This is a genomic window from Hymenobacter piscis (assembly GCF_018760735.1).
GTDB classification, from domain to species: domain Bacteria; phylum Bacteroidota; class Bacteroidia; order Cytophagales; family Hymenobacteraceae; genus Hymenobacter; species Hymenobacter piscis.
Window position 1 is genome coordinate 70,943 of the sequence record NZ_JAHHZN010000016.1, and the last position, 25,752, is coordinate 96,694.

A 25,752-nucleotide genomic window follows, 5' to 3' on the forward strand; every position below is an offset into this window, starting at 1 on the left:
AAGGAACGTGATTCAGGGCAAAACGAAGAATTCCGCGTTTGGTCGTTGAATTACTATCACAACGTCAGCACGCGAGATTCCTCGGCTGCGGCTCCGCACGCTGGCTTGATGCGCCACATGCTCGGAATGACGTTCTTTTATCCACTCATCCACTCATTTGCCTCATCCCGCCCAGCCTTCACGGTCGAGGCTGCGGTACTGAATGGCTTCGGCCAGGTGCGGGAGCTCAATGTGTTCGGAGGCGGCCAGGTCGGCAATGGTGCGGGCCACTTTCAGAATCCGGTCGTAGGCGCGGGCCGAAAGGCCGAGGCGCTCCATAGCCGTTTTGAGCAGGGTGATGCCGGCCGCATCAATGCGGCACAGGTCCTTCACCATCTGGGAAGGCATCAGGGCGTTGGAGTGGATGGCGGGGAAGTCCGCGAAGCGGGCGGCTTGGCGCTGCCGGGCCTGCTCTACCCGGGCCTGAATGGTGCGGCTGTCCTCGGCGCGGCGGGTTTCCGTCATCTGGTCGAACGTGACGGGCGTAACCTCCACGTGCAGGTCGATGCGGTCCAGCAGCGGCCCCGATACCTTGTTGAGGTAGCGTTGCACCACGCCCGGCCCGCACACGCACTCTTTTTCGGGGTGATTGTAGTAGCCGCAGGGGCAGGGATTCATGCTGGCAATGAGCATGAAGTTGGCCGGAAACTCAATGCTGAGTTTGGCCCGGGCAATGGTTACGCGGCGCTCTTCCAAGGGCTGGCGCATCACCTCCAGCACCGTGCGCTTGAACTCGGGCAGCTCATCCAGAAACAGCACCCCGTTGTGGGCCAGGGATATTTCGCCGGGCTGGGGGTTGCCGCCCCCGCCCACCAGGGCCACGTCGGAAATGGTATGGTGCGGACTGCGGAAGGGCCGGGTGTGGAGCAGAGAAGCGTGGGCGCCGAGCTTGCCGGCTACTGAATGGATTTTGGTGGTTTCCAGGGCCTCCTGCATGTTCAGGGCCGGCAGAATGCCCGGCAGACGCTTGGCCAGCATGGTTTTGCCCGCCCCGGGCGGCCCGATCATTATCACATTGTGGCCCCCGGCGGCGGCAATTTCCAGGGCCCGCTTGATGTTTTCCTGGCCCTGCACGTCGGCAAAGTCGGCCTCGTACTGATTGGCCGTCTGACGGAAAACGTCCCGGGTGTCCATGACCACCGGCGGAATAGCCAGGCGGCCCTCCAGAAAATCCACGGCCTCCTGCATGGTGTCCACCGGAATCACATCGAGGCTGTTGACGATGGCGGCTTCCTGGGCGTTTTCGCGGGGCAGAATCAGGCCCTTGAACCCCTCGCGCCGGGCCTGAATGGCAATGGGTAGCACGCCCTTAATGGGCCGCAGGGCCCCGTCGAGAGCCAGCTCGCCCATAAGCACGTAGTCGGCCAGCAGCTCGGTGGTTAGCTGCTGGGAGGCGTGCAGAATGCCCAGGCCGATGGGCAGGTCGTAGGCTGAGCCTTCCTTGCGGATATCGGCCGGGGCCATGTTCACCACCACCTTGGTGCGCGGCATCCGGTAGCCCCGAAACTTGAGGGCCGCTTCCACCCGCTGCTGGCTTTCCTTGATGGCGTTATCGGGCAGGCCCACCACGAAAAACCCGGTGCCCTGCGACACGACCACTTCGATGGTAATGGTGTAGGCGTTGACGCCCTGCACGGCCGAACCGAAGGTCTTGGTAAGCATAACGTAGCAGATCAGAGGTAAAGAAATGGAGCTGCTGGAAGATAGAGAGAAGTTGAAAAAGTAAGGGGGATAAATGCAAAAAAGAACTGTCATCCTGAGCTTGCGAAGGATCTTGCCCTGCTGGGACGACCGTGACGACGATTCGCTTCAGCGTGATAAGATCCTTCGCAAGCTCAGGATGACAGTTTTTCTATAACAACTCTTTTTGAGCCTGGGTGCTTCCTGCTCTACTCCTCCACCAACTGCTCAATGAGCATAATCAGGATGTGGATGGCCTTGATGTGGATTTCCTGGATGCGGTCGGCGTAGCCGGTATGCGGGGCCCGGATTTCCACGTCGCTCAGGGCAGCCAGCTGGCCGCCGTCTTTGCCCGTGAGGCTGACCACCTGCAGGCCCTGAGCGCGGGCGGCCTCGGCAGCACGCAGGATGTTGGGCGAATTGCCGCTGGTGCTCAGGGCCAGCAGCACGTCGCCGGGGCGGCCCAGGGCTTCCACGTAGCGGCTGAACACGTAGTCGTACCCGAAGTCATTGGCCACGCAGCTCATGTGGGAGGCTTCGGTAAGGGCCAGGGCCCCGAGGGCACGGCGGTTCTGGCGGTAGCGGCCGGTGAGCTCCTCGGCAAAATGCTGGGCGTCGCAGAGCGAGCCGCCGTTACCGCAGCTCAGGATTTTGCCGCCCTGCCCAAGCGAAGCGGCCATGAGGCGGGCCGCCTGCTCAATAGCCTGTAGGTTGGCCGGATTCTGCACAAACTGGTCGAGTACGGACTGGGCCTCGGTCAGCTCGGTTCGGATGCGTTCGGTAAGCGAAAACTGGGTCACGGAAAGCGGGTATTACAGAGCCCGGGGGCTGTCGGCGGGCGGAATGATGGAATCAGGATTCTCCAGGGGCGCGTTGTTCAGGCTGGAGTCCGACTGCGGGTACAGGGCTTGGTCGGGGTAGGTCGTCACGCCGGTGCGCGGGCTGATGGGCGGACGCTCGGCGGCGCGCTGCTGCTCCATCTGGTGGTCGTAGAGACGGGCCTTGAGCTCGTTCACTTTGCGCTCCTGGGCAGCCACTTCGCGGCGCAGCAGTACGCTATCCAGGTTCTCGGTGAGCAGGTGCAGGCCCAGCAGCACCACGGCCGTCACCAGCAGCCCGTAATACAGGGCTTCCGGCGAGCCGGCCATGCCCACAAAACTGGTCTGAACGGACGGAATCAGCAGTACCAGCAAAGCCAGCAGCAGGAAAACCATGACCAGAATCGTAACCAGGCGTTTGAGGGCGAGCATAAGCGGGAAGGCAGGGAGTGAAGACAAATAGCCTATTCATACGCAGGATTGAATAAGCGGACTAAATATAGCGCTTTGCAAATAGCCAGCGCCGGGGCAATGGCTAAGCTTAGCCGCTTACTCACACCAGGCCGCCGGTGGTCTGCATCTGGCTCAGGCGCTGATACAGGCCGCCTTCCCGGCGCACGAGCTGCTCGTGGGTGCCGCGCTCCACAATGCGCCCGTGCTGGAGCACGATGATTTCATCGGCGTGCTGCACGGTGCTCAGGCGGTGGGCAATGACGAGGCTGGTGCGGTTCTGCATGAGGCGCGTCAGGGCCTCCTGCACCAGCTTCTCGCTCTCAGTATCGAGGGCCGAGGTGGCCTCGTCGAGAATCAGAATGGGCGGGTTGCGCAGGATGGCGCGGGCAATGCTCAGGCGCTGGCGCTGCCCCCCCGAAAGCCGGCCGCCCCGGTCGCCGATCAGGGTCTGGTACCCCTCGGGCGCGGCCATAATGAAGTCGTGGGCGTTGGCAATGCGGGCCGCTTCCAGCACTTCGGCCTCGGTGGCCTGGGTGTTGAAGCGGATGTTGTTGAAAATGGTGTCGTTGAACAGGATGCTTTCCTGGGTCACGATGCCCATCTGGTCGCGCACGGAGTGGATGGTGCAGTCGCGCACGTCGTGGCCGTCGATGAGCAGCTGGCCGCCGGTAGGGTCGTAGAAGCGGGGCAGCAAATCGGCCAAAGTACTCTTGCCGCCGCCGCTGGGGCCCACCAGGGCTACCGTTTTACCCTTCTGAATGGTCAGGTTAATGTTTTCCAGCACCGGCGTATCGCCGTAGCCGAACTGCAGGTCGCGCAGCTCAATCTGGTGCTCAAAGGCGGGCAGAATCTGCGCGTCGGCTTTGTCGCGGATGGCGGGCTCAGTATCGATGATGCTCAGCACCCGCTCGCCGGCCACCAGTCCGCGCTGAATGTTGCCAAACGACGAGGACAGGGCCTTGGCCGGCGTGAGCACCTGCGAAAACAGCACCACGTAGCCGATAAAGGCCGGTCCGGTAAGCGTGGGAGTAGCACCGAGTACCAGCGTGCCGCCAAAATACAGCAGGCCCACTACGACTGCTACCCCGGCCACTTCGGAGAAGGGCGAGGCCAGGTCCCGGGTATTGTCGATGTTGCGGGACGTACGGGCGTACTGCGCGTTCTGTTCTTCGAACTTGCCTTTGATGTAGGTCTGGGCGTTGAAGGCCTTCACCACCCGGATGCCTCCCAGGGTCTCATCAATAACGGAGAGCATAGAGCCCAGCGTGCTCTGGCTTTGCTTGGCCTGCGCGCGCAAGCGTTTGGCCACGCCTGCAATCAGGCCGCCGGAGATAGGCAGCAAAATCAGCGCAAACAGGGTGAGGGGTACGGAAATGTAGAAAAGCAGGGAGAAGTACACGATGATGCGCAGCGGTTCCTGCACAACGGCCGTCATGGTGTTTACCACCGATGACTCCACCTCCTGCACATCGGAGGTAAAGCGCGACATAAGGTCGCCTTTGCGCTCTTTGCCAAAAAAACCGAGGGGTAAATCAATGATGCGGTAGTATAAATCGCGCCGCATGTTGCTGATGACCAGTGCTCTGACCATAGCCAAGATGCGCAGGCTCAGGTAGCGGAATATGTTGCTGGAGAGTACGGAAACCACGACAACGCAGCAGACGAAGGTGAGCGCGCCCATTTCGCCATACTGCTCCAGTATTCCGGCAAAGTAGTAGTTGAAGGAATCTTTCACCCAATCGAGCGTTGGCGCAAAGCCGGGCAGCTGAGCCGGGGCCTGAAACGCCACCTGCTCTGATTTATCGAACAGCACGCTCAGCAGTGGAATAACCAGCGTGAAGTTGGCGGTGCCGAACAGCGTGCCCAGCAGGGTGAACAACAGGTACTGGGGCAGGAAGGCGGCCCAGGGACGGGCGTATTGCAGAATGCGGAGGTAGGTCTTCATGGGCGGGTGCAAAGGTAGGGCATCCGGCGGCCCGGCCCAGCAGGCTCCCTGATTCGGCCGGGGCGGCCCGCCGAAGAAGTCTCACCCGGCGCGTTCGTATATTAGAGGAAGGCAAGAGCCCCTGCCAATCCACGACGGATACCGCCGCCGTTTATTTGATTTTCCACCGCTAACGTTTTCTCGCATGGACCGCAAGGATTTTCTTCAACTGTTCGTGCTGGGCACGGCGGCAGCGGCCACGGGCTGCCTCGGCGGCTGCAGCTCCGAGAGCAAAGCCAACGACCCCACGCCACCGGCCACCGGCGTCGATTTCACCCTCGACCTCACGGCCCCGGCCAACGCCCAGCTGGCCGCCGGCACGGGCTTCGTGTACGGAGCCAGCAACCGCGTGCTGGTGGCGAAAACCAACGGTACCTACGTGGCCCTGCAAGCCTCCTGCACTCACGAGGGCGTCACGCTGAGCTTCGATAGCGCCACCAGCCGCGTGGTGTGTCCGCGCCACGGTGGCACTTACAGCAGCACCGGAGCCGTGCTGGCCGGCCCGCCGCCCGCCGCCCTCAAGCAGTATACCGTGGTACAAACCGGCAATTTGCTCCGTATCACGGGCTGAATGCTACTCACTACCGAATAGGGCAGACTGCAAAAAGCCCCGTCGGTTCCATACCGACTGGGCCTTTACCTGAAACGCCGGAAACAGGTTAGCCGGCCTGAAAAATGGCCACTACCTCAATGCGGCCCACAATCTGGCGGTTGAATTCGGCCAGCTCTTCGGCTGGTACCCACAGTTCGTCGTGCTCCCGGCCGCCCACGTTCTGCACCGGAAACTGGGCCGCGTAATCGGCATCCACAGCGAAGCGCAGCACGTAGCCCACGCCATAATAGGGCACGTTCCAGTCGCGGGCAATCTGGGCGGCATACTGCTCGTTGAGCACGGGGTAGAAAATCGGCTGCTCCGGCAGCCGCGGCGGAAACGCCAGCCAATCGGCCGCCGCAATCAAGTCCAGCTCCGCCTGATTCACGGGCCGGTACAACAGCAGGGTGGCCGGGTCGTGGCGCATTTTGAAGTGAGAAGGGGATGAAGTGAGGAGGTCGGGAAGCACGTCATTCCGAGCGCAGCCGAGGAATCTCGCGGGCAGTGCTATGCTCGTCGTCAGGTTAGTTGAGGTAACGTCAGCACGCGAGATTCCTCGGCTGCGCTCGGAATGACGTTCCTTTTCTGACAACTGATAACTGACAACCGTCAACCGTCAACTCAAAACTCATGCAGGCGCTGGGCAATGTTCCAGCGCAGGGCCACGGAAGCCAGAGCCCCGCCATCGGCCGTGAAAAAGGGCGGCGGGGGCTGGCTGCCCGAGAACGTGCGGTGCCGGTACACCAGCTTGCCATCCAGAAACAGGTTGTGGGCGGCCTGATAGCTGGCCGTAAAGTCGCCGTGCAGCAGGTAGGAAGTGATGCCACTACCCACCGAGAAGCCGTATTCGCTGGGGCGGGTGGTGTAGGGCAGCAGTACGTTGGAACCATAGTTCTGGCCGGCCGCGTCGAGGCCCTGCTTTACCAGAAAGCCTTTGGCTACCACCTGCAGGCGGGGCAGGGGCTGGTAGCTGGCAATGCCGATCAACTCCCAGAGGTTGGCGCCGAGGGGGTGGGCCAGGGGCTGGGCCGCGTGCTGGTAGTCGCGGTACTTGTCCTGGGCCTGATAAGTGAAAGGCCGGATAAAGTTGAACTCGCCCTGCAGATCGAAGTTGCGGATGCCGGCCACGTTAAGGTACCGCGCCCCGAGCTGGGCAGCCTGCTTATTGGCCCACCAGCCATTGCCGTCCCGAACCTGGCTCAGCACAAACTCATCGAGCACCAGCTGCCCATAGAGCTGCACCCGCTGCTTTATATTCCACTTGAAATCGAGGCCCAGCAAGGCGTTGCCATCCTCCGAGCCGACGCTTTGCTCAATGGCCCGGTAAAAGATGATGGGGTTGAGGTACTGTATTTCAAAAGTATTGCGGTTCTGCAGTTCCACGCGGCCATTCACCAGCACCGAGTCGCGCCGCCGCGAGCCGGACAGAATGCTCTCGAACACGCCTACATTCAGGTTGGGCAGCACATCGAGACTCAGGTGATGCATGGCCAGAAACTTGCGCCCGTAGGTATCATCCCGGTTTGAGGGGTCGGTCACGAGCTGGGCAAACAGGTTCTGGTACTTGAATTTCCAGATGCGGGTCTGCACCTTCAGAAACAGGTAGGGCGAGGCGTAATCCGAGAGAATTAGACTGCGGTACCCGTTACCGATCTGGTTCCGGTCGTGGCCCAGCTGCAGACTCACGTGGCGGCCGGCGGCATACGTCAGATACCCCCGCGCCGAGAGAAAATCATACTGGCCGGGCGTGCTCTTAAACCGTTTCCAGAAGCCTTCGTGGGGTACGGCCTGGTCGCGCTGGATGCGCTCCTGCACGTACAGCGGCACGGCCATCTGGTTATCGGCCAGAAAGGTGTAAAAGCCCAGGCGCTCATCAATGGTGCCTTCTACCTGCACGCCCCGGGTATTGAGGAAGCTGTAGCTTTTGGCCCCGTCGTTGTTACCCAGACTCAGGCCCGCCACCGGGTTCACGCGCAGCGAAAAGCCCGGCGTTTCTACGCTGTAGAAATCGGAGGGGCGACGGTAAAACGTGTTGAAAAAGGGCTTCTCCCGCTGATTAATGGCCGAATCCTGGCGGGTATCGTGCCAGTTGTCGCGCAGCAGGTAGCGCACGTTGAAGCGGTCCTGGCGCGAGAGGCCGCTGGCCGAATCGGCCAGAATCCGCTCGGCCAGCCGGGCTACGGCCGCGCGGGTGTAGGGCCGCACGGAGGTATGAATTTCCCCCAGCGAATCGGGCCCGTGCAGGATGGCATACCGATCAATGAGGCGGTAAATATCGTTATCGAGGGGCACGTACGTGGTGCCCATGGTGGTTTTGGTGGGCGGAGCGGCCTGGGGAAGTGAGGCGACTTTGGGCGCAGGCGCGGGCTTGGACGGCTGGTCGTATATAAGCCAGTTGCCCTGGCCATCGGTGGGGCGGGTAGGGGTGTCCTGGGCCGCGGCCGGGGCAGCTAGCAGGCCCAGCAGGCCCGGGAAAAGTAGGTAGGATTTTTTCATAAGCTGAGCCGTGTACGCCAAAGCCGACATACGGGTGGACAAACCTACGCAGTTTCGGTGGTGAATGGGTGCGGGTGAATAGTTGGACTGTTGGATGGGTGAACTGATGAACTGTCACCCATCCAACAATCCACCTTTTCAACCATCCTTCCCTCTACCTTTGCGCCATGCCTGTTCGCCTGCTGCGCTTCTCGGAAATCAACCTGGCTGCCTGGGATGCCTGCGTAGCCGGTGCCCGGCAGGTGGTGCCCTACGCCCACAGCTGGTGGCTGGCGGCCACGGCCGGCCGCTGGGAGGCCCTGGCGGACGTAGATGCAACGACTGGCCGCTACCTGAGTGTGTGGCCGCTGCCCGTGCAGCGGCGCCTCAGCGGCCGGCAGGTATACCAGCCGCCCTTCACCCAGCAGCTGGGCCCAATCACGTCGGCGCCCGCAACTTCGGGGATGAACATGAACCAGCTGGTCGCGTTGGGGGCACGCCGCTACGCCCGGTTCTATACCCAGCTCAACGACGCCACCAGCCCGCCCGAAACGGCCCTCTTTACAGTCCAGTCGCGCCAGACGTATCATCTCGACCTTAGCAAACCCTACGACCAGCTCCGGGCCGGCTACTGCGCCGATTACCGCCGCCGCCTGCGCCGCCACGAAGCTGCCGCTTCCCCGCTGCGCGTAGTGGAACTGCCCGAAGCGGAGCCGCTGCTCCACCTGTTCCGGCAAACGCAGGGCCCCGCCGCCGGTCTGCGCCCCCGGCACTACGCTCGCCTGCGCCGATTGGTGGGCGAGCTGCGCAACCGGGATTTGCTGGAAGCCCGGGCCGTTTTTCACCCCGAAACCGGGGCCCTGCTGGCCGGGGCCCTGCTGGTGACTTACCGCACCCGCCTGATTTATTTGTTCGCGGCAGCTTCGCCGGAAGGCAAAAAGGTGGCCGCGCCGTTACTTATTCTGGATGAGGCCATTCGCCGGCATGCCGGCACGCCGGGGCTGACGCTCGATTTCGAAGGCGGCATGCTACCCGCCATTGCCCGTTTTTTTGCCAACTTCGGGGCCGTGCCCGTTCCGTACGCGGCGTTATCTTTCCACCAACGACCCTGGTATCTGAAATGGATCCGCTAACCCCTACTGCTGCCGATTCTCTCGCTGCCGCTGCCGCCAACCCCCGCGTGCGGGTCGTGTGCGCCCAGCCCTCCATTGCCAACCACTTTCTGGCCGAGCTGCGCGACGTGGAAGTGCAGAAAGACTCCCTGCGTTTCCGCCGCAACCTGCAGCGCCTGGGCGAAATCACGGCTTATAACATCAGCTCCCAGCTCAGCTACACCGACAAAACGGTGCGCACGCCCCTGGGCGAATCCAGCAGCAAGCAGCTCCACGACTTTCCGGTGCTGGCCACGGTACTGCGGGCCGGGCTGCCCTTCCACCAAGGCTTCCTGAACTACTTCGACCAGTCGCCCTCCGCCTTTGCGGCCGCCTACCGCATCGAAGGCACGGCCCAGGTGCAGGTGCAGGTCGATTACCTCTCGGCCCCCAGCCTCGATGAGCGGGTGCTGATTCTGGTGGACCCCATGCTGGCCTCGGGCAAGAGCTTGGTGCAGACCTACCGGGCCATGCTGCGCTTCGGCACGCCCCGGCAGGTGCACATTGCGGCCGTCATTGCCTCTCCCCAGGGCGTAGCATACGTGACCCGCGAAATCCCCGAAGCCACCCTCTGGCTGGCCGCCATCGACGACGACCTCAACGCCCAGGCCTACATCGTACCCGGCCTCGGCGACGCCGGCGACCTGTCGTACGGCAGTAAGCTGTAGTTTTTTAACTGTGAGCGGAAAGCTGCTGGCTCCGGTTCTATTGAACACTTCTGCGTCCCAGGCGCGTTGGGCAATGGCCGGACGTTTACGCGCAAGCAACGCCCCGTTGGTGCAGTAAGCTCCTGCCGATACCAAATTCTACCATACAGAAGCTAACAGCTGTCGGCTGTCAGCTAAAAGCTCAAAAGCGTGCTGCCTGTCCTGCTCAAATACGCTACCGTCTTCGCCATCGGCATGTTCAAGTTTGTGGCCGCTCCCGTAGCCGGAGTGGCCGCCGGTCTGCCCATGCCGGTGGTCTGGGCCCTGTCGGTGGCGGGCATGATGACGACGGTCATCCTGATTTCGGGGGTAGGGCAGGCCTGGGCGCTGCATTTGCGGCGGCGGCGGCAGCTGAAGGGCAAACCCCTGTTCAGCCGGCGCAGCCGCACGGTGGTGCGCATTTACCGGCGCTTCGGCATGGTAGGCATTGCCTTTCTCACGCCCATCCTGTTCAGCCCGGTGGGCGGCACCGTCATTGCCACCCAGCTGCACGTGCCGCGCTGGCGCATCCTGTTGCACATGAGCTGGAGCGCCGTGCTCTGGGGTTTTGCTTTCACCCTGCTGGCCGTCAAGTTCAGCCACCTCCCCATCTTCGACCACTATCGGTGAATGAGTGAATGGGTGAATGAGTGAGTTCGGTCATGGCGAGGCGGAGCCGAAGCCATCCGTCCTTCACGCAGTTCCAAGCCCTGATAAACGCAAAGCCCCTGACGTCAGCTGACATCAGGGGCTTTTCCGTAGGTCGGGGTTGAGAGGAGGGTAAAGGACGGATGGCGTCGGCCTCCGGCCTCGCCATGACAGAACTAACCCGTTCGCCTATTCACTCACTCACCGCTACCGCTTCTTGCGCTTGTATTCCACGCGGCCCTGGGCGGCTTTGAGGGCTTTGGAGGCGGGAGTAGAGTTCTTGCCCTTGCCGGGGTTGGCTTTGTTGCCCTTCTGGCTGCGGGCGGGCTTGGCCACGTACTCGCGGCCGGTGCGCTTGTCGATGGTCACGCCGGGCTTCACCCACTCTTTCCGCTCATGGAAAGCGCCCTGGAAATTGGGGTCTTCGCGCTTGCGGCGCTCATCCTTTTCGCGGTCCATGCTCTGCTGCTCCTCGAAGGAAGTGGGCACTACTTTCACCTCGGGCGGCAGGGGTAGCAGCGGAATCGGCTGGCGGATAAGCTCGGAAATGCGCTCCATGTGGTGCATTTCGGCCTCGTTGGCGAAGGTAATGGCCGCGCCCGTGTGCCGGGCCCGGCCCGTGCGCCCGATGCGGTGCACGTAGTCGTCGTAAATCAGCGGCACATCGAAGTTGATGACGTGGCTGACCTCGGGCACGTCGATGCCCCTGGAGGCTACGTCGGTGGCTACTAGGAACCGGACGTTGCCGGCCTTGAAGGCCTCCATGGCGTTGATGCGCGTGTTCTGGCCCTTGTTGCCGTGAATGGCGCGCACCTCACCGTGGCCCTTGCGGGCCAGGAAGCTGGCCACGTTCTCGGCGTTTTCCTTGGAGCGGGTGAAAATCATGACCCGGTGGAAGGTGTCCCAATCCAGGAACAGGTACTCCAGCAGGTTGATTTTGGTAATGAGGTTGGGTACTTCATAGAGGCTCTGGCTCACGTTCTGGGCCGAGGTGGCGGCCGGCGTCACTTCCACCCGCACCGGAAACTCCAGGAATTCCTCGCTCAGCGTGGTCACCTTATCGGGCATGGTGGCCGAGAACAGCACGTTCTGGCGCTTGCGCGGAATAACTTCCAGCAGCCGCCGGATCTGGGGCATGAAGCCCATGTCCATCATCTTGTCGGCCTCGTCGAGCACTAGGGTTTTCAGCTCCTTGAGCACCAGCGCCCCTTTTAGGTAGAGCTCCATGAGGCGGCCGGGCGTGGCGATGAGGATATCGACGCCCTTGGCAATGGTTTCGATCTGGGTTTTGGGGCCCAGGCCGCCGTAGATGGCGAAAATGCGCAAATCAGTGTGCACGGCCAGCTTTTGCAGGTGGCTTTCCAGCTGCATGGCCAGCTCGCGGGTGGGCGCCATGATCAGGGCCCGCGGGTGGTCGCCCTGGGCGTACTTCACCTTCATGAGCAGGGGCAGGCCGAAGGCGGCCGTTTTGCCGGTGCCCGTCTGGGCGATGCCCAGCACGTCGTGGCCGGCCAGCAGTAGCGGAATGGTTTGCTCCTGCACCGGCGTGGGTTCCGTGAAGCCCGCCTCCGCCACGGCCGTCAGGAGTTGCTTGTTGAGCTTGAAATCGGCAAAGGTGAGCGGCTGCGGCGTATCGGACATGACAAAAACGGGTTGTAAACCACAAAGGTACGGCGAATACCGCCGGTACTTGCCATACCTTCCCGATTTGCGTTAGGTGGTTTGAATCAGCCGCTTCCGCCGCGAGCGAGGAAGGCAGAGGGGAGGAGGTTGCAAAAAAAAAGCGCCAAACTTTTGTAAATGCCCGGCGGCCCGCTACTTTTGTGGCATCAATACCCAACACGGTAGATATAGCTCAGCTGGTTAGAGCGTCGGATTGTGATTCCGAAGGTCGTGGGTTCGAGCCCCATTATTTACCCACCCCCAAAAGGTCTCTCCGCTCCGGTAGAGACCTTTTTTGTTTGGCCGCCCTGGCGCCGGCCCGTCTTTTCCCGGCCTTCGGGAAGGATTTGGGGGCCGCGGCTGTTGCAGGACCTGCGAACTTTGAGTTGAACACTTTTTCCCCGTTTGTTTTATGAGTCTGGTTGTTATCGGTACCGTGGCCTTCGACGCCCTGGAAACTCCCTTCGGCAAAACCGACAAAATCGTGGGCGGCGCGGCCACTTACATCGGGCTGTCGGCCTCGTATTCCGTGAAACCCGTGAAAATCGTGGCCGTGGTCGGCGACGACTTCCCGCAGTCGGATATCCTGAGCCTGCAGGAGCACGGCGTGGATACCGAGGGCCTCCAGATCAAGGCCGGCGAAAAGTCGTTCTTCTGGTCGGGCAAGTACTCCAACGACCTGAATTCGCGCGAAACGCTGGTGACGGAGCTCAACGTGCTGGCCGATTTCGATCCCATCCTGCCCGATTCTTACCAGGATTGCAAGTACCTGATGCTGGGCAACCTCTCGCCCCAGGTGCAGCGCCTCGTGATTCAGCGCCTCGTGAACCGGCCCAAGCTCATCGTGATGGACACGATGAACTTCTGGATGGACATTGCCCTGGAAGAGCTCAAAACGACCATTGAAATGGTGGACGTGCTCAGCATCAACGACGAGGAAGCCCGCCAGCTGTCGGGGCAGCACTCGTTGGTGAAGGCCGCTAAAATCATCATGGCGATGGGGCCGAAGTACCTCATCATCAAGAAGGGCGAGCACGGCGCGCTGCTGTTCCATAAAAACCAGATTTTCTTCGCCCCGGCCCTGCCGCTGGAGGAAGTATTCGACCCCACCGGCGCCGGCGACACGTTTGCGGGCGGCTTCATCGGCTACCTGGCCGCTACCGACGACATCAGCTTCGAAAACATGAAGCGCGCCGTCATTCACGGTTCGGCCATGGCCTCGTTCTGCGTGGAGAAATTCGGGACCGAGCGCCTGCTCAACCTGACGGCCGCAGAAGTGGAAGCCCGGGAGCAGAAGTTCGCGGAGCTGGTGGCCGTGCAGCCCGTAGAGGCCGTTGCCCAGAGTTAATCTGTTGAGCAAAAGGCTGTAAGTTAGATTCCTGCCCCGGCCGTTTGGCTGGGGCAGGAATTTTTATGGCCGAAATCCTATGGGACCTAAATACAACCTTTGGCGGCGGCGCGGGGTAAAACAGAGGGTAGTTTATCTTCTCATCCGTAAATCCCCACTGTCATGAGCAAGGACACCCAGTATAAAGAGAACCGCGACGTACCGAACCTGCAAAACCCCGACGGCGGCAGCGAAAATACCCATCCCGCCAACACCGACAGCAACAATTCGGTGGTGCAGAACCCCAGCCGTAACTCCATCACCCAGGACGGCAACCCTACCAAGGGCAACACCGCCGGCGGCAACCTCAACGACACCACGCAGGCGTCCTACAACAAGCCCCGCAGCAACCCCCAGAACAACAAGCCCATGTCGGTGAACAAAGGCCCCATGAAAAAGGGCGCCGACAACAGCCAGGACCATTAATTCTGGCTGTTAGCTGTTGGCTTTCGTTCCGGAAAGCCAATTGTTTCGCGTAAAAAAGGTCGTTGTACTCAACTGAGTGCAACGGCCTTTTCGTTTTTCAACTAACAACTAACAACTAACAACTAACTAAGGCACTACCTGCAGCCGCACGACGCGGGTATCCACGTCGCCTTTGTCGAAGAAATCCTGTTCGAAGAGGATGGTTTTGTTGTCGAGCCAGCGGGGTTGGGTGCAGCCCCACTCAGTTTGCCGCTCCCAGAGCAGGCGTGGGGCGACGTCGTCGAGGCTCCAGAGTTGCAGCCCGCTGGGCTCGAAGCGGGCCAACACATCGGAGTTGCCGCACACGAAATGGCGGCCGTCGGGGGCAATAACGGGCGGGGCCATGAGCTGGGTGCGGCGGCCGGTACGCTGGTCGATCAGCAGGTAATAGCCGCCCTCGTAGAGATGCACCGAAAGCAGCCACTGTCGGATATCGGGCAGGGCCGTCAGGTACTCGTAGGCGACGTTGTCCTCGGTTTCGGCGGGGTTGTTGAGCAGGCGTACTTCCTTGGCCGCCGTGGGCCGCAGCAGCAGGGCCCGGCCGGTACGCTGTACCCGCGGGCCGGCCTTGGCCAGCTGCCGCCGCTCCTCCGCCGTGAAATCCAGGAACGAGTCCTCTTCCTCCGCCGACGCCGGCTTGGCTACCACCCAGGTGGGCGTGGGCAGCTGCTCGTACACGGGGCGGGCCGCCGGGTAGATGCGCAGCACCCGGCCGGGCAGCTGCACCAGCGTATCGAGGTGTTCGAGGCGGTAGATGCGGGGCGGTTTGGGAGCCGGCAAGGCCACCACCGGCACGTTGGGCCGGGGTTTTTCGGCGGGCTGCATCCGCAACGAACAGGCCGGTAGCACCACCACCAGCGGGAGGGCAGTAGCTACGGTACGAAACCGAAACATGAGCGGGAGGGTAGACTTGGGTCGGAAGGCGCGCAGTGGTCGGGGTGGACAGAGAGCGGAGAAAAAAGGCGGAAAAGCTCTTCAGCAAATGAAGCCGAAGCGGCTCAAAACCCTGCAAACGGGCCGTGAACTTAGTTTAGCTTTTTACGCTCCTGTAAAGGTACCAACTGCCCGGCAGGCGGCCCAATCCGGGGCTAGAAATCCTGCTTGAGCCACTGCCGGAAGCTGGCCCGCTGCTCAGGCGTGGGCGCTGGCAGCCGGTCGATGGTGATTTTCGGCCAGAACCGCTGCCCGGCCTCCGTTCCCAGCACCACCGTCAGCAGGCGGTTCTGCCGGAACACGGTCAGCTCGTGGTGGTCGGCCCCGTCGCTGAGCAGGGTTTGCAGGTTCATATCCACCCGGCGGCCATTCACGGCCACCACCTCGTCGTCCACGGTCAGGGCCAGGGCGGCGGGCGAGTCGGGCAGGATGTCGGTTACTTGCGTCCGCTCATTCTTCAGCACTGCGCGGAACCCGTAGCTGCCTTCGGAAGCCGAGGCGTTTTCTTCGATAACCAAGCGGCAGCCTACGAAGCCCAGCACCCTGTTCAGGGGCTCTTCCAGCGGCGCAGTGCCGTAAATGAACTTGTCGAAATAGGCCTGCATATCGCGGCCAGCCACTTCGTTGACCACCCGCACGTAATCTTCCTCGGTGTAGCCCACGCCGGTCTGGCCGAATTCGGTCCAGAGTTGGCGCATCACGTCGTCGAGGCTGCGCTGGTGGGCCGAAAGCTGGCGCAAGGTGAGGTCGAGCAGCAGGGCCACCAGCGCGCCTTTGTGGTACACCGACACCTTGCGGTCGGGTACGCCGGGCTTGTAGCCATCCAGCCAGAGGTCCATGCTGGCATCGGCCACCGAGAGGTGGTAGCGGCCATAATCGTCGAAGTGCTTGCGCAGGACCGTGTTCAGCTCCTGGAAGTACTGGTCGGCGGTGCGCACCCCGGCCCGAGCCAGCAGGTATTCGCCGTAGTAGGTGGTAATGCCCTCGGCAATGAAACAGGTGCGGAAGTAGTTCTCGCGGGCATAGTCGTAGGGCTGCATTTCGGCCGGGCGGATGCTCTTGATGTTCCAGGCGTGGAACAGCTCGTGGCAGCTCACGCCCAGCAGCTCCTTATAGAGGCCCTCGGTCATGAGCAACTCGGCCGGCCCCAGCGTAATGACCGTGGAGTTGAGGTGCTCCACTCCGTGATAGTGCTTGTAGGGCAGAATCTGGTTGAGAAAATGGTAGTCGCGGGCCGGAAACGAACCGAACAGGGCCAGCTGCTCCTCGCTGAAGGCCCGAAAATCCTGCACCAGCCGGGGCCAGTCCACCGGGCACTCGCCCTGAATCCAGACGTAGAAAGGCAGGCCCTGCACCTCGTAGTTGCGGTATTGCAGGCTGGGGCTGGCAATCAGGGGCGAGTCGGCGAGGTGGTCGAAGCTCTGGGCCTCGAGGGTGTTGGGCCCGCGCTGGGGCAGCCCGCAGGCAATCTGCCAGCCTTCCGGAATATCAAGCAGCAGCTGGCACTTCTCGTCCTGGCGGCCCTCCACGTACAGGAGCGCCTGCACCGGGTTGAGGTAGAGCTGGGTCTCATCGAGCCAGGAGCCGCCGGCGTCCATCTGATGGGCGTAGAAGTTGTAGCGCACCCGCACCGTGCGCCCGGCTGCTCCGCTCAGCTGCCACCGGTCCTTGGTGATTTTGCGGGCCGCCAGCGGCTCGCCCGAAGCCGCGTCTTCCAGCACCACATGTTGCAGCTTCTGGGCGAAGTTCTGAATCTCGTAGCGGCCCGGCCGCCACGCCGGCAGCTGCAGCTCCAGAGGCGCGGCAGCCTCGGCGGCCACCTCAAACGTCATCTGAATCTGGAGGTAAAAAGTAAGCGGGTTCTCGAAGGAAACGTGGTAGTGAATCATAGCGAAAAGGGGCGTAGCCGGGGGAGGGGAGGCGTTTGCCGACGCAATTTACCGCATATTCCAGCGCCCGGGCTGATTCTTTTTTCGGGGCGGCTACTCTTTTCAAGGGGGGCGAAAAGGGGCTATCGTTATCCCCAACGGGGTAAATGGGTGGAAATAGAGGCCGCAAACCAGAGTTGGGACTTGTCTTTTTCAAATCATCCTCCTACCTTTGCCGGCCCTAGTTGTAACAGAGTCACTTACCCATACCATGAAACGTACTTTTCAGCCCTCGCAGCGCAAGCGCCGCAACAAGCACGGTTTCCGCTCGCGCATGGAATCCGTTAACGGCCGCAGCGTAATCGCTCGTCGTCGTGCCAAAGGCCGCAAGCGCCTGACCGTATCCGACGAAGGTCGTCATAAGCGCTAGCCCCAGGGCTATCAGCGCTCCGCTGCTAGCCGTTAGCCTTTTTCGCCCTGCGAATACGCCTCCTGTGAACGAGCTACCAGCTAGCAGCTTTCAGCCAACAGCGAAGAAATACTCGTTTCCGAAAGAAGAACATCTGTGCCGCAAAAAGCTCATCGACGAGCTTTTCGGCCGGGGTTCTTCTTTTGGTTTATACCCCCTGCGGCTCATCTGGCTGCCCACCGAAACGCCTTCTACCGCGCCGCCCCAGGTGCTGGTGAGCGTGAGCAAGCGCAACTTCAAGCGCGCCGTCGACCGCAATTACCTCAAGCGCCTGCTGCGCGAGGCCTACCGTCTCAACAAGTACCGGCTGCTCGAGGCCGAGGGCGGCCACCGCGTGGGCCAACTGGCCATTATTTATACCGGCAAGGAAAAAAAGCCGTTGGCGGTGGTCGAAAAAAAATTAATTTCAGGGCTGGAGCGTTTGCTTACCGAAGCCAGTGTACCCCCCGCGGGGCCTGCTGCTTCTTAAGGACAGACGCGCGTCGCGTGGGGTGGCTTTTCTTTGAGAACTGAAAACCGGCCGCACGACAACCGTAGGGTCGTTTTGTCGCTTTCAGCCCCCACCTATGCGCAAGAAATCTATTGCCGCCGCTGCCGTTCTGGGTGGTGCTGCCCTGCTCGTATCCTTCCGTCCGGCTTCCGATAACGAGCGGTATTTCGAAATTGCCAAGAACCTCGACATCTTCGCCACCCTGTTCAAGGAGGTGAATACCTTCTATGTGGACGAGGTGCCGCCGGCCAAGCTGGTGAAAACGGGCATCGACGCCATGCTCAAGTCGCTCGACCCTTACACCAACTACATTCCCGAGGACGACATCGAGGATTTTCGCACCATGACCACCGGCCAGTACGGGGGCATCGGAGCGGTGGTGGTGAAGCGCAACGGCAAAACGGTGGTGCAGGCGGCCTACGAGGGCTACCCGGCCCAGAAAGCCGGTCTGCTGCCCGGCGACGAAATCCTGAACATCAACGGCGTGGTGGTCGACAAGAAGTCGAACGCCGACATCAGCAAGCTGCTCAAGGGCCAGGCTAACTCGGTGGTGAAGCTCATGGTGACCCGCTATGGCCAGGATGCGCCCGTGGAAATCAACATCACCCGCGACAAAATCCAGGTCGATAACGTGCCGTATTACGGGATGCTGACCCCCGAAATCGGCTATTTTCAGCTGGCCGGCTTCACGGTAGACGCCGGCAAGGAAGTGCGCCTGGCGGTAGCCCGGCTCAAGGAGCAGGGCGCTAAAAAGCTCATTTTTGATATCCGCGACAACCCCGGCGGTCTGCTCAACGAGGCCGTGAACATCTCCAACCTGTTCGTGGACAAGGGCCGCGACATTGTGAGTACCAAAGGCAAAGTGTCTGACTGGAACAAGACCTACAAGGCCCTGGACATGCCCTTGGATACCCAGATTCCGATTGTGGTGATTACCAGCAACCGCTCGGCTTCGGCTTCCGAAATTGTGTCGGGCGTGCTGCAGGACTACGACCGGGCGGTGCTGGTGGGGGAGCGGACCTTCGGGAAAGGGCTGGTGCAGGCTACGCGCCCGCTCAGCTACAACTCCCAGCTCAAAGTCACGACGGCCAAGTACTACATTCCGAGCGGACGCTGCATTCAGGAAATCGACTATTCTCACCGCGCCGACGACGGAACGCTGGGCAAGGTGCCCGATTCCCTGCGCACAGCCTTCAAAACCCAGGCCGGCCGCACCGTTTTCGATGGCGGCGGCGTGGCGCCTGATGTAGAGGTAGTTGACCGTGAAATTGCCGACATCACCCGGGTGCTGCTCCAGAAAAGCTACCTCTTCGACTACGCCACGCGCTACCGCGCCCAGCATCCGAGCATTGCCTCGGCCCGGCAGTTCAAGCTCTCCGACGCGGACTACCAGCAGTTCGTGGACTACCTCAAGGATAAGGACATCAACTACAGCACCGACGCCGAAAAGGCTCTGGCCGACCTCACCAAGAAGGTAAAAGCCGAGAAGCATTACGAAGACGTGAAAGTGGAGCTGGAAGGCATGCGCCGCAAGGTGACCACCAATAAAGCCAACGACCTGACCCGCTTCAAGCCGGAAATTCGGGAGCTGCTGGAGCAGGAAATCGTGTCGCGCTACTACTTCCAGAAGGGCAGCATCGAGGCCACTTTCGACGACGACCCCAACATCCTGATGGCCCTGAACGTGCTCAACGACCAGCCCCGCTACGCGGCCCTGCTGCGCCCCGGCACCGAGGAAGCCAAGGCCCGCCCCGAAGCCCGCCGCAACGTGAGCACCGGCCGGCAGTAGGATCTCTTTATTCGGATAACAGCAAGAGCAGCCTCTTCTGAGGTTGCTCTTTTTTGCTGGAGTAGATTGGAACCTGACGTTCATTTGTCCGAGGCTACAACGCAAACGCAAATGACTAGCAGTTGAAAATGAAGTAATGGCTGATTATATCCGCCGTAACCCGAACTTTGTGGCCGAATAATTTGCCCTATGTCCACGCTGCTCCTGTCTCTTGAAACCTCCTCGCCCGTTTGCTCCGTGGCCCTGCATCACCTCACCACGGGGCGGCTGGTGGGCCAAACGGAGCTGCGGCTGGAAAAGTCGCACTCCTCGCACCTGAGCGTGCTCATCAGCCAGCTGCTGGAAAACACCCTGCACACGCTCACCGATGTGGCGGCCGTAGCCGTGTCCGACGGGCCGGGCTCCTACACCGGTTTGCGCATCGGCGGGGCCGCCGCCAAGGGCCTGTGCTACGCCCTGGACGTGCCGCTGCTGGCCATCAGCACCCTGCAAAGCCTGGCCCGGCAGGTAGCCAGTCGCACCGCCCGGCCCGAGCAGTACCTGTACTGCCCCATGCTGGATGCACGCCGGATGGAAGTGTACGCCGCCCTCTATTGCGCCGACGGCTCCGAAGTACTGGTGCCCACGCCCTTGCTACTCGATGAAACCACGCTGGCCGAACAATTGGGCGGGCAGTCGTTGTTGTTCTTTGGTAGCGGGGCCGCCAAGTTTCAGCCCTTGGTGGCCGATAACCCGCGGGCCGCTTTCCTGGCCGGCATCGAGCCTTCTGCTGTTTCGGTGGGCGAGCTGGCCTTGGCCGCCTACCAGCGGCAGGAATTCCGGGACGTAGCCTACTACGAACCGTTTTACCTGAAGGAAGTGTACACGACAACTCCCAAGGGGAAGTGAGCTGAACGACGTTCAGCTTGTTTCTCCCGTTTCTCCTCAACAACATGGAAGATTTCATCAACCGCGTGGCGCAGAGCGCCCTCGTTACGCTCAACCTGGAAGAATTCATTCATCCCGGCGAGCGGGTGGTTTACGATATCAAGGACAACCTCTTCCACGGCCTGATGCTGCGCGAAAAGGATTTCCGGGCCTTCGTGAAGGACCACGACTGGAGCCAGTACGATGGCCAGAACGTGGCCGTCATCTGTTCCGCCGATGCCATTGTGCCCACCTGGGCCTATATGGTGCTGGCCGGCAAGCTTCAGGGTCACGCCCACCGCTACGTATTCGGCAGCCTGGAAGCCCTGGAGCAGGAGCTGTTCCACGAAGCCATTGCCGGTATCAACGCCGAAGACTACCGCGACGCCAAGCTGGTGATTAAGGGCTGCGGCGAAAAACCGGTGCCCACCTACGCCTACGTGGCCATTATGCAGAAACTGCTGCCCGTGGCCAGCAGCATCATGTACGGGGAGCCGTGCAGCACGGTGCCGCTCTACAAGCGGCCCAAAGTAGCGTCGGCCTAAGGTCGGTGGCGTTTGCGAGGTAGAAAATCGTGGTCCTGTGGCGTCTTTGCCGCAGGACCACGCGCGTTAGGGCCAGTCCCGCCGGCTCTCGGGCACGGAAGCGCAACAATAGCCGCAACATCTGCATCTTTGGGCCTCCAACCACGCGTGCATGACCCAGGCCTCCGGTTCTCCCTATAAAATCAGCGTACTGACGGGCGTGGCCATCGTGGTGGCCAATATGGTGGGCACCGGCGTTTTTACCAGCTTAGGGTTTCAGGTAATGGGTATCCAGAGCGGCTTTGCGCTGCTGATGCTCTGGGCCGTGGGTGGCATCATTGCCCTGTGCGGGGCGCTGTGCTACGGCGAGCTGGCGGCGGCCATGCCCCGCTCGGGCGGCGAGTACCATTACCTTTCGCGCATTTACCATCCGGCCCTGGGCTTTTTGTCGGGCTGGGTATCGGCTACGGTGGGGTTTGCGGCGCCCACGGCTGCTGCCGCCCTGGCCCTGGAGCAGTACGCCGGCAGCGTGTGGCCCGGTTTGCCGCCCAAGCTGCTGGCCGTGTCGGTGGTCGTGGGGCTCACGGCCGTGCACGCGCTCAGCAGTCGGGCCGGCAGCCGCCTCCAAGTGATGATAACCGCGGTGAAGGTGCTGGTGCTGGCCGGTTTCATCGGGGTGGGCCTGCTGGTGGCCTCGCCCCAGCCCCTGGCCTTCGTGCCCCAGGGTTCCGCCGACTGGGCCCAGCTGCTGAGTCCGGCGTTTGCCGTGTCGCTCATCTTCGTATCCTACGCCTACTCGGGCTGGAACGCGGCGGTGTACCTGACCGGCGAAGTGGACCAGCCCCAGCGCAACCTGCCCCGGATTCTGCTTATGGGTACGGCCTTGGTGCTCGTATTATATGTAGCCCTGAACTTCGTCTTCCTCTATTCCACGCCCATCAGCGCCCTGAAAGGGCAGGTGGAAGTGGGCTTCGTGGCCGCCACCACCTTATTTGGGCCGGCTGGTGGACGGCTCATGGGTGGCCTGATTGCGGCCTTGCTGGTGTCCACCATCAGCTCCATGATATTCGCCGGACCGCGCATTGTGCAGGTAATGGGCGAAGATTTGCCGGCCCTTCACTTCCTGGCCCGGCGCAGTGTGGCCGGCGTGCCGGTGCGGGCCATGTTGTTTCAGCTGGTTCTCACGCTGCTGTTCGTGCTCGAATCGTCGTTTGCGCAGGTGGTGGTGTACGCGGGCTTCGTGCTTAACCTGTTCACCTTCCTCACCGTGCTGGGTTTGTTCGTGCTGCGGGTGCGCCAGCCCGATTTGCCCCGGCCGTACCGGGCCTGGGGCTACCCGTTTACGCCGCTGCTGTTTCTGCTGCTCAATGGCTGGACGCTCTGGTTCATTGCCCGCGACAAACCCACCGAAACCCTCTACGGCCTGGCCACGCTCGGGGCCGGCCTGCTGGTGTACTTTCTCGGCCGGCGCCTCACCCGAACGCGGCCGGCGCGGTAGGAGGGAGGAGCGCCGTTTCTGATGACTCTTCAACGACCCTTTCCTTTATGCGCTTTCCTTCCGTAAAAGCAGTATTTCCGGCGCTGCTGGTCCTGCTGTCGGCTTGCTCCGAGTCAACTTCCACCAAAACCGAGCAGCCGGCTGCCCCGCCGGTAGCGGCTTCGGATACCACGGCCGCCGCTGTGGTGACGCCGCCCGCCCCTGATACGGCGGCTATCCACAACGTGGCCGCCTTCCTGGCCGGGCTGCCCGTAAGCACCCGTAGTGAGCTGAAATCCCTCGCGGCCCAGCCCGCCTGGCAGGCCCACGCCGCCGACCAAAGCCAAAGCTGGGACAAATACCACAGTACCCGCACCACCAAAATCGAAGCCTGGGCGGCCACGGAGCTGGATTCGGTGCGGGCCGCCAGTCCCACGGTGTTCTACCCCTTCAGCGGCCCCGATTTCCTGAACGTGACCACCATGTTCCCCACCAGCGCCACCTACGTGCTGCTGGGTCTGGAGCCCGTGGGCACGGTGCCTGGGCCCGCCACGCTGGAAAACTCGCAGCTCTTCCCGGCCCTCAAAGCGTCACTCTGGTCGGTGCTCAACTTCAGCTTCTTCCGCACCAACGACATGGCCGTGGAGCTGAACTCGAAAAAGCCCGACAGCAACACGCTCAGCAAAGCTAATTCCATCGTCAAAACGGCTGAGCGAGCTAACCAGCGCGTCAACATCGGGGGCGTGGTGCCCCTGATGCTGCTCTTCGCCACCCGCACCAATCACCAAGTGGAGGCCCTGCGCTATGTGCAACTCACGCCCGAAGGCCAGCTCACGGAGGCCGATTCGGCTATCATTCGCAAACCCGGCCCGAAAACCGTGCCCGGGGTAGAAATAAAGCTGCGCACCCGGAGCGGCCAGGAAAAAACCGTCCTCTATTTCTCCGCTGACATCAGCGACTGGAAGCTGGGCACCACCCAGGATGCGGTGCTTAAGTATGTCCGCACGCTTGGGCCGCTTACCACGTATGTGAAGTCGGCCACCTACCTCATGCACAAAAGCTACTTCAGTAAAGTGCGCAACCTAGTGCTGGAGCGCAGCAACTACTTGCTGCAGGATGATTCGGGCATTGCCATGAAGTACTTTAAGCCCACTGACTGGCAGTTCACCTACTACGGCACCTACAAGCGGCCGATTAACCTGTTCGCCAAGCAATACCAACCCGAGCTCACGGCTGCTTATACCGATAAGGCCCATCCGCCCCGCCCTCTGCCCTTTGGCACCGGCTACAACTGGCGCGAAAACGATTCCAATCTGCTACTGGCCCGTCGGGTTACGCCGGTAGCGGAGTAACGGGAATGAGTGGTTGATGCCAGCAAGAGCGAGGTTCTGAACGGAAGCCTCGCTCTTGCTTTATATAGAGGTTGGGCCAGTCGTGGCAGGTAAGGGAGGAGTTTTTACCGAACTTTAGAGGATGATGCGCCCTCTTTCCCTATTGCTCGGTGGCCTGCTCCCGTTGTTGCTGACGGCTTCGGTTGCCGAACCCGTCCCGCCGGTTCATGCCGCTCCCTCCCCCAATAGTCCCCTGCTCGATAGTCTGCTGCGGGCTGATGCGCGCTTGCGCCCGGTGGTGGAGCGTGCCGAAGAATATGAGTTGCAGGTGATTTACACCCAGATCAACCGCAACGAGCAGGGGCAACCCACGTTCGTACCGCATACTTTCCGGCTCGATGCCGGCCAGTACTTCAATCCGGCCAGCATGGTGAAGCTGCCCACCGTGGCGCTGGCCCTCGAAAAGCTGAATCACCTGAACCAATCGGGCCTCACGCGCCGCTCGCCCATGCGCACTGGCACGGCCTTCCGCTGCCAGACGCCCGCGCCCTACATTACCTCCCCGGACTCCGACCGGGTGAACACCGTGGGCAACTATGCCAAGCGCATGCTGCTCGTCAGCGACAATCAGGCCTACAACCGGCTTTATGAGTTCCTGGGTCAGCGCCCTCTCAACGAGCGACTGGCCGCGTTGGGCTATCCGGAGACGCGCATCGTCCGCCGTTTTGCCCCCTGCGATACAGCCGCCAACCGCCACACCAACCCCATAGAGTTTCGCAACCCGGACACGGGTGCTATCAGCTACCAGCAACCTGCCGTCGTGAACCCTCAGCCCTTCGGGTTTCCGTTGGGCCGCATCACCAAAGGCCGTGCCCACCAGGCCGGCGGCCGCCTCGTGCCCACGCCCTACGATTTCACCACCGCCAACTATCTGCCCCTGCAGTCGGTCACCACCATGCTGCGGGCCGTGCTCTTCCCCGAATCCGTACCCGCCCGCCAGCGTTTCGACCTGACACCAGACGATTACGCCTTCCTGCGGTACTACCTGCATCAGAGCCCGCATGGCTCCAGCTACTCCTTATATAAAAGAGAACGGTATTTTGACTCATATAAGAAGTACCTGTATTACGGCCGCCGGCCCACTGCCGCGGCCGACCCAAACCTGCGCATCTATAATATAGTAGGCATGTCGCACGGCTACCTAGCCGACGTGGCCTACTTCGCCGACGCATCCCGCCAAATCGAATTCATGCTGAGCGCTGTGCTATACGTGAACAAAAACGGCGTCCTCAACGATGGAAACTACGAGTACAGCACTGTGGGGCTACCTTTTCTAGAAGCACTAGGAAAGCATATCTATCAATATGAAGATTCGCGAGTAGGTCCGTCAGCCCGTATTCCGGTTCAATTTACCGGCCCGGAAGAGAGTCAATAGACATTCAGCACCAACAATAGAAAAAGAAAGTCGCTGATTTTCTGAGCAGAAGCGGGACTTGTACGGGTATTTTGGGGGGCGGGTTTGCAGAATTGCGGCCAATGCCCCACTTTTGCACTCCCAATCCGACACGCGGAGGGGACCGGCCGCTTCGGCAGCCACTGCTTGAAAAAAGATTTTCGCCGCGGGCTTGTAAAGTAGCAAGCAGTTTTGCTACCTTTGCACCCCGCTTCAACCGGAAGCGCTCTTCATCGCCTGCCTGCCTCGGCAAGGGGTCTTGAAAAAGTGCAACCGCCGCCGCTGACCTGCTTCTTTCTGTCAGGAAGGAAAATAAGGCAGCCGGTGCTGAGAAGGCCGAAAAGAAAAAAGAAATTTTTCTTCGGGTTTCTTGGAAAAAGCGAAAAGCTGCTTACCTTTGCATCCCGCTTCAACCGGAAGGGGGTACGGCCACGAAAACGAGCAACACTTCAAAAAAAGTTTTTCTCTTTTT

24 protein-coding genes and 1 tRNA gene are annotated in these 25,752 nt (G+C 61.3%); 16 read left to right on the top strand and 9 right to left on the bottom strand.

Annotated features, from left to right (window positions below; translation table 11 throughout):
- Positions 1 to 162 precede the first annotated feature (162 nt).
- The 4 genes from KLP40_RS15645 to KLP40_RS15660 all read right to left on the bottom strand — a co-directional run bounded on the left by KLP40_RS15645 (position 163) and on the right by KLP40_RS15660 (position 4,935).
- A complete protein-coding gene (locus KLP40_RS15645; RefSeq protein ID WP_215594777.1) occupies positions 163 to 1,701 on the bottom strand; it encodes a YifB family Mg chelatase-like AAA ATPase in 1,539 nt (512 codons plus the stop codon).
- A gap of 227 nt (positions 1,702 to 1,928) precedes the next feature.
- Positions 1,929 to 2,519: a D-sedoheptulose 7-phosphate isomerase gene (gene lpcA / locus KLP40_RS15650; protein ID WP_215594778.1), complete on the bottom strand. Its 591-nt coding sequence runs from the start codon at positions 2,517 to 2,519 to the stop codon at positions 1,929 to 1,931.
- A 12-nt stretch (positions 2,520 to 2,531) separates the two neighbouring features.
- Positions 2,532 to 2,969 carry a hypothetical protein gene (locus KLP40_RS15655; RefSeq protein WP_215594779.1) on the bottom strand — a complete coding sequence of 146 codons (438 nt, stop codon included), beginning with the start codon at positions 2,967 to 2,969 and terminating at the stop codon, positions 2,532 to 2,534.
- A 121-nt stretch (positions 2,970 to 3,090) separates the two neighbouring features.
- Positions 3,091 to 4,935, bottom strand: a complete 1,845-nt coding sequence (locus KLP40_RS15660) for an ABC transporter ATP-binding protein (protein WP_215594780.1) — start codon at positions 4,933 to 4,935, stop codon at positions 3,091 to 3,093.
- 184 nt (positions 4,936 to 5,119) lie between these two features.
- Here KLP40_RS15660 and KLP40_RS15665 point away from each other — a divergent pair, with 184 nt between their 5' ends.
- Positions 5,120 to 5,545 (top strand): Rieske (2Fe-2S) protein, encoded by a 426-nt coding sequence (locus tag KLP40_RS15665; RefSeq protein ID WP_215594781.1) that lies wholly within the window; start codon positions 5,120 to 5,122, stop codon positions 5,543 to 5,545.
- A gap of 88 nt (positions 5,546 to 5,633) precedes the next feature.
- Here the strand turns inward: KLP40_RS15665 and KLP40_RS15670 are convergent, their stop codons facing one another.
- The gene (locus KLP40_RS15670; RefSeq protein WP_215594782.1) at positions 5,634 to 5,993 is read right to left on the bottom strand and encodes a hypothetical protein; all 360 of its coding nucleotides are present in this window, start codon (positions 5,991 to 5,993) and stop codon (positions 5,634 to 5,636) included.
- Between the two features lie 194 nt (positions 5,994 to 6,187).
- Entirely contained in the window at positions 6,188 to 8,062 is a 1,875-nt protein-coding gene (locus KLP40_RS15675) for a hypothetical protein (protein ID WP_215594783.1), read from the bottom strand.
- 167 nt (positions 8,063 to 8,229) lie between these two features.
- Here KLP40_RS15675 and KLP40_RS15680 point away from each other — a divergent pair, with 167 nt between their 5' ends.
- The 3 genes from KLP40_RS15680 (at position 8,230) to KLP40_RS15690 (ending at position 10,508) form a co-directional block, all read left to right on the top strand.
- A complete protein-coding gene (locus KLP40_RS15680; protein WP_215594784.1) occupies positions 8,230 to 9,174 on the top strand; it encodes a GNAT family N-acetyltransferase in 945 nt (314 codons plus the stop codon).
- Positions 9,162 to 9,860 carry a uracil phosphoribosyltransferase gene (gene upp / locus KLP40_RS15685; RefSeq protein ID WP_215594785.1) on the top strand — a complete coding sequence of 233 codons (699 nt, stop codon included), beginning with the start codon at positions 9,162 to 9,164 and terminating at the stop codon, positions 9,858 to 9,860. Before KLP40_RS15680 ends, upp begins: the two co-directional genes overlap by 13 nt.
- A 189-nt stretch (positions 9,861 to 10,049) precedes the next feature.
- On the top strand, positions 10,050 to 10,508 hold the full coding sequence (locus KLP40_RS15690) for a hypothetical protein (protein WP_215594786.1): 459 nt from the start codon (positions 10,050 to 10,052) through the stop codon (positions 10,506 to 10,508).
- A gap of 225 nt (positions 10,509 to 10,733) precedes the next feature.
- Here the strand turns inward: KLP40_RS15690 and KLP40_RS15695 are convergent, their stop codons facing one another.
- Entirely contained in the window at positions 10,734 to 12,167 is a 1,434-nt protein-coding gene (locus KLP40_RS15695) for a DEAD/DEAH box helicase (protein ID WP_215594787.1), read from the bottom strand.
- Between the two features lie 203 nt (positions 12,168 to 12,370).
- Here KLP40_RS15695 and KLP40_RS15700 point away from each other — a divergent pair.
- The 3 genes from KLP40_RS15700 to KLP40_RS15710 all read left to right on the top strand — a co-directional run bounded on the left by KLP40_RS15700 (position 12,371) and on the right by KLP40_RS15710 (position 14,001).
- Positions 12,371 to 12,444, top strand: a tRNA-His gene (locus KLP40_RS15700).
- Between the two features lie 156 nt (positions 12,445 to 12,600).
- Positions 12,601 to 13,536, top strand: coding sequence for a PfkB family carbohydrate kinase (locus tag KLP40_RS15705; protein WP_215594788.1), 936 nt, complete (start codon positions 12,601 to 12,603; stop codon positions 13,534 to 13,536).
- A gap of 162 nt (positions 13,537 to 13,698) precedes the next feature.
- Positions 13,699 to 14,001 (top strand): hypothetical protein, encoded by a 303-nt coding sequence (locus KLP40_RS15710; RefSeq protein ID WP_215594789.1) that lies wholly within the window; start codon positions 13,699 to 13,701, stop codon positions 13,999 to 14,001.
- A 126-nt stretch (positions 14,002 to 14,127) separates the two neighbouring features.
- Here the strand turns inward: KLP40_RS15710 and KLP40_RS15715 are convergent, their stop codons facing one another.
- Complete coding sequence (locus KLP40_RS15715) at positions 14,128 to 14,934, bottom strand: hypothetical protein (protein WP_215594790.1); 807 nt, start codon at positions 14,932 to 14,934, stop codon at positions 14,128 to 14,130.
- 194 nt (positions 14,935 to 15,128) lie between these two features.
- Positions 15,129 to 16,862 carry a M61 family metallopeptidase gene (locus KLP40_RS15720; RefSeq protein WP_215594791.1) on the bottom strand — a complete coding sequence of 578 codons (1,734 nt, stop codon included), beginning with the start codon at positions 16,860 to 16,862 and terminating at the stop codon, positions 15,129 to 15,131.
- Positions 16,863 to 17,112: 250 nt separating this feature from the next.
- On the opposite strand from KLP40_RS15720, the gene rpmH reads away from it, so the two are divergent.
- The 9 genes from rpmH to KLP40_RS15765 all read left to right on the top strand — a co-directional run.
- The gene (gene rpmH, locus KLP40_RS15725; protein ID WP_088465719.1) at positions 17,113 to 17,271 is read left to right on the top strand and encodes a 50S ribosomal protein L34; all 159 of its coding nucleotides are present in this window, start codon (positions 17,113 to 17,115) and stop codon (positions 17,269 to 17,271) included.
- A 64-nt stretch (positions 17,272 to 17,335) separates the two neighbouring features.
- Positions 17,336 to 17,779 carry a ribonuclease P protein component gene (locus KLP40_RS15730; protein ID WP_215594792.1) on the top strand — a complete coding sequence of 148 codons (444 nt, stop codon included), beginning with the start codon at positions 17,336 to 17,338 and terminating at the stop codon, positions 17,777 to 17,779.
- 97 nt (positions 17,780 to 17,876) lie between these two features.
- The gene (locus tag KLP40_RS15735; RefSeq protein WP_215594793.1) at positions 17,877 to 19,589 is read left to right on the top strand and encodes a S41 family peptidase; all 1,713 of its coding nucleotides are present in this window, start codon (positions 17,877 to 17,879) and stop codon (positions 19,587 to 19,589) included.
- A gap of 189 nt (positions 19,590 to 19,778) precedes the next feature.
- On the top strand, positions 19,779 to 20,477 hold the full coding sequence (gene tsaB / locus KLP40_RS15740) for a tRNA (adenosine(37)-N6)-threonylcarbamoyltransferase complex dimerization subunit type 1 TsaB (RefSeq protein ID WP_215594794.1): 699 nt from the start codon (positions 19,779 to 19,781) through the stop codon (positions 20,475 to 20,477).
- 44 nt (positions 20,478 to 20,521) lie between these two features.
- Positions 20,522 to 21,040: a DUF2480 family protein gene (locus KLP40_RS15745; RefSeq protein WP_215594795.1), complete on the top strand. Its 519-nt coding sequence runs from the start codon at positions 20,522 to 20,524 to the stop codon at positions 21,038 to 21,040.
- A 151-nt stretch (positions 21,041 to 21,191) separates the two neighbouring features.
- On the top strand, positions 21,192 to 22,517 hold the full coding sequence (locus KLP40_RS15750; protein ID WP_215594796.1) for an APC family permease: 1,326 nt from the start codon (positions 21,192 to 21,194) through the stop codon (positions 22,515 to 22,517).
- A 47-nt stretch (positions 22,518 to 22,564) separates the two neighbouring features.
- Positions 22,565 to 23,848 carry a hypothetical protein gene (locus KLP40_RS15755; RefSeq protein ID WP_215594797.1) on the top strand — a complete coding sequence of 428 codons (1,284 nt, stop codon included), beginning with the start codon at positions 22,565 to 22,567 and terminating at the stop codon, positions 23,846 to 23,848.
- A gap of 121 nt (positions 23,849 to 23,969) precedes the next feature.
- Positions 23,970 to 25,262: a serine hydrolase gene (locus KLP40_RS15760; RefSeq protein ID WP_215594798.1), complete on the top strand. Its 1,293-nt coding sequence runs from the start codon at positions 23,970 to 23,972 to the stop codon at positions 25,260 to 25,262.
- A gap of 219 nt (positions 25,263 to 25,481) precedes the next feature.
- The coding region (locus KLP40_RS15765) for a hypothetical protein (protein WP_215594799.1) at positions 25,482 to 25,752 on the top strand (271 nt) is incomplete at its 3' end.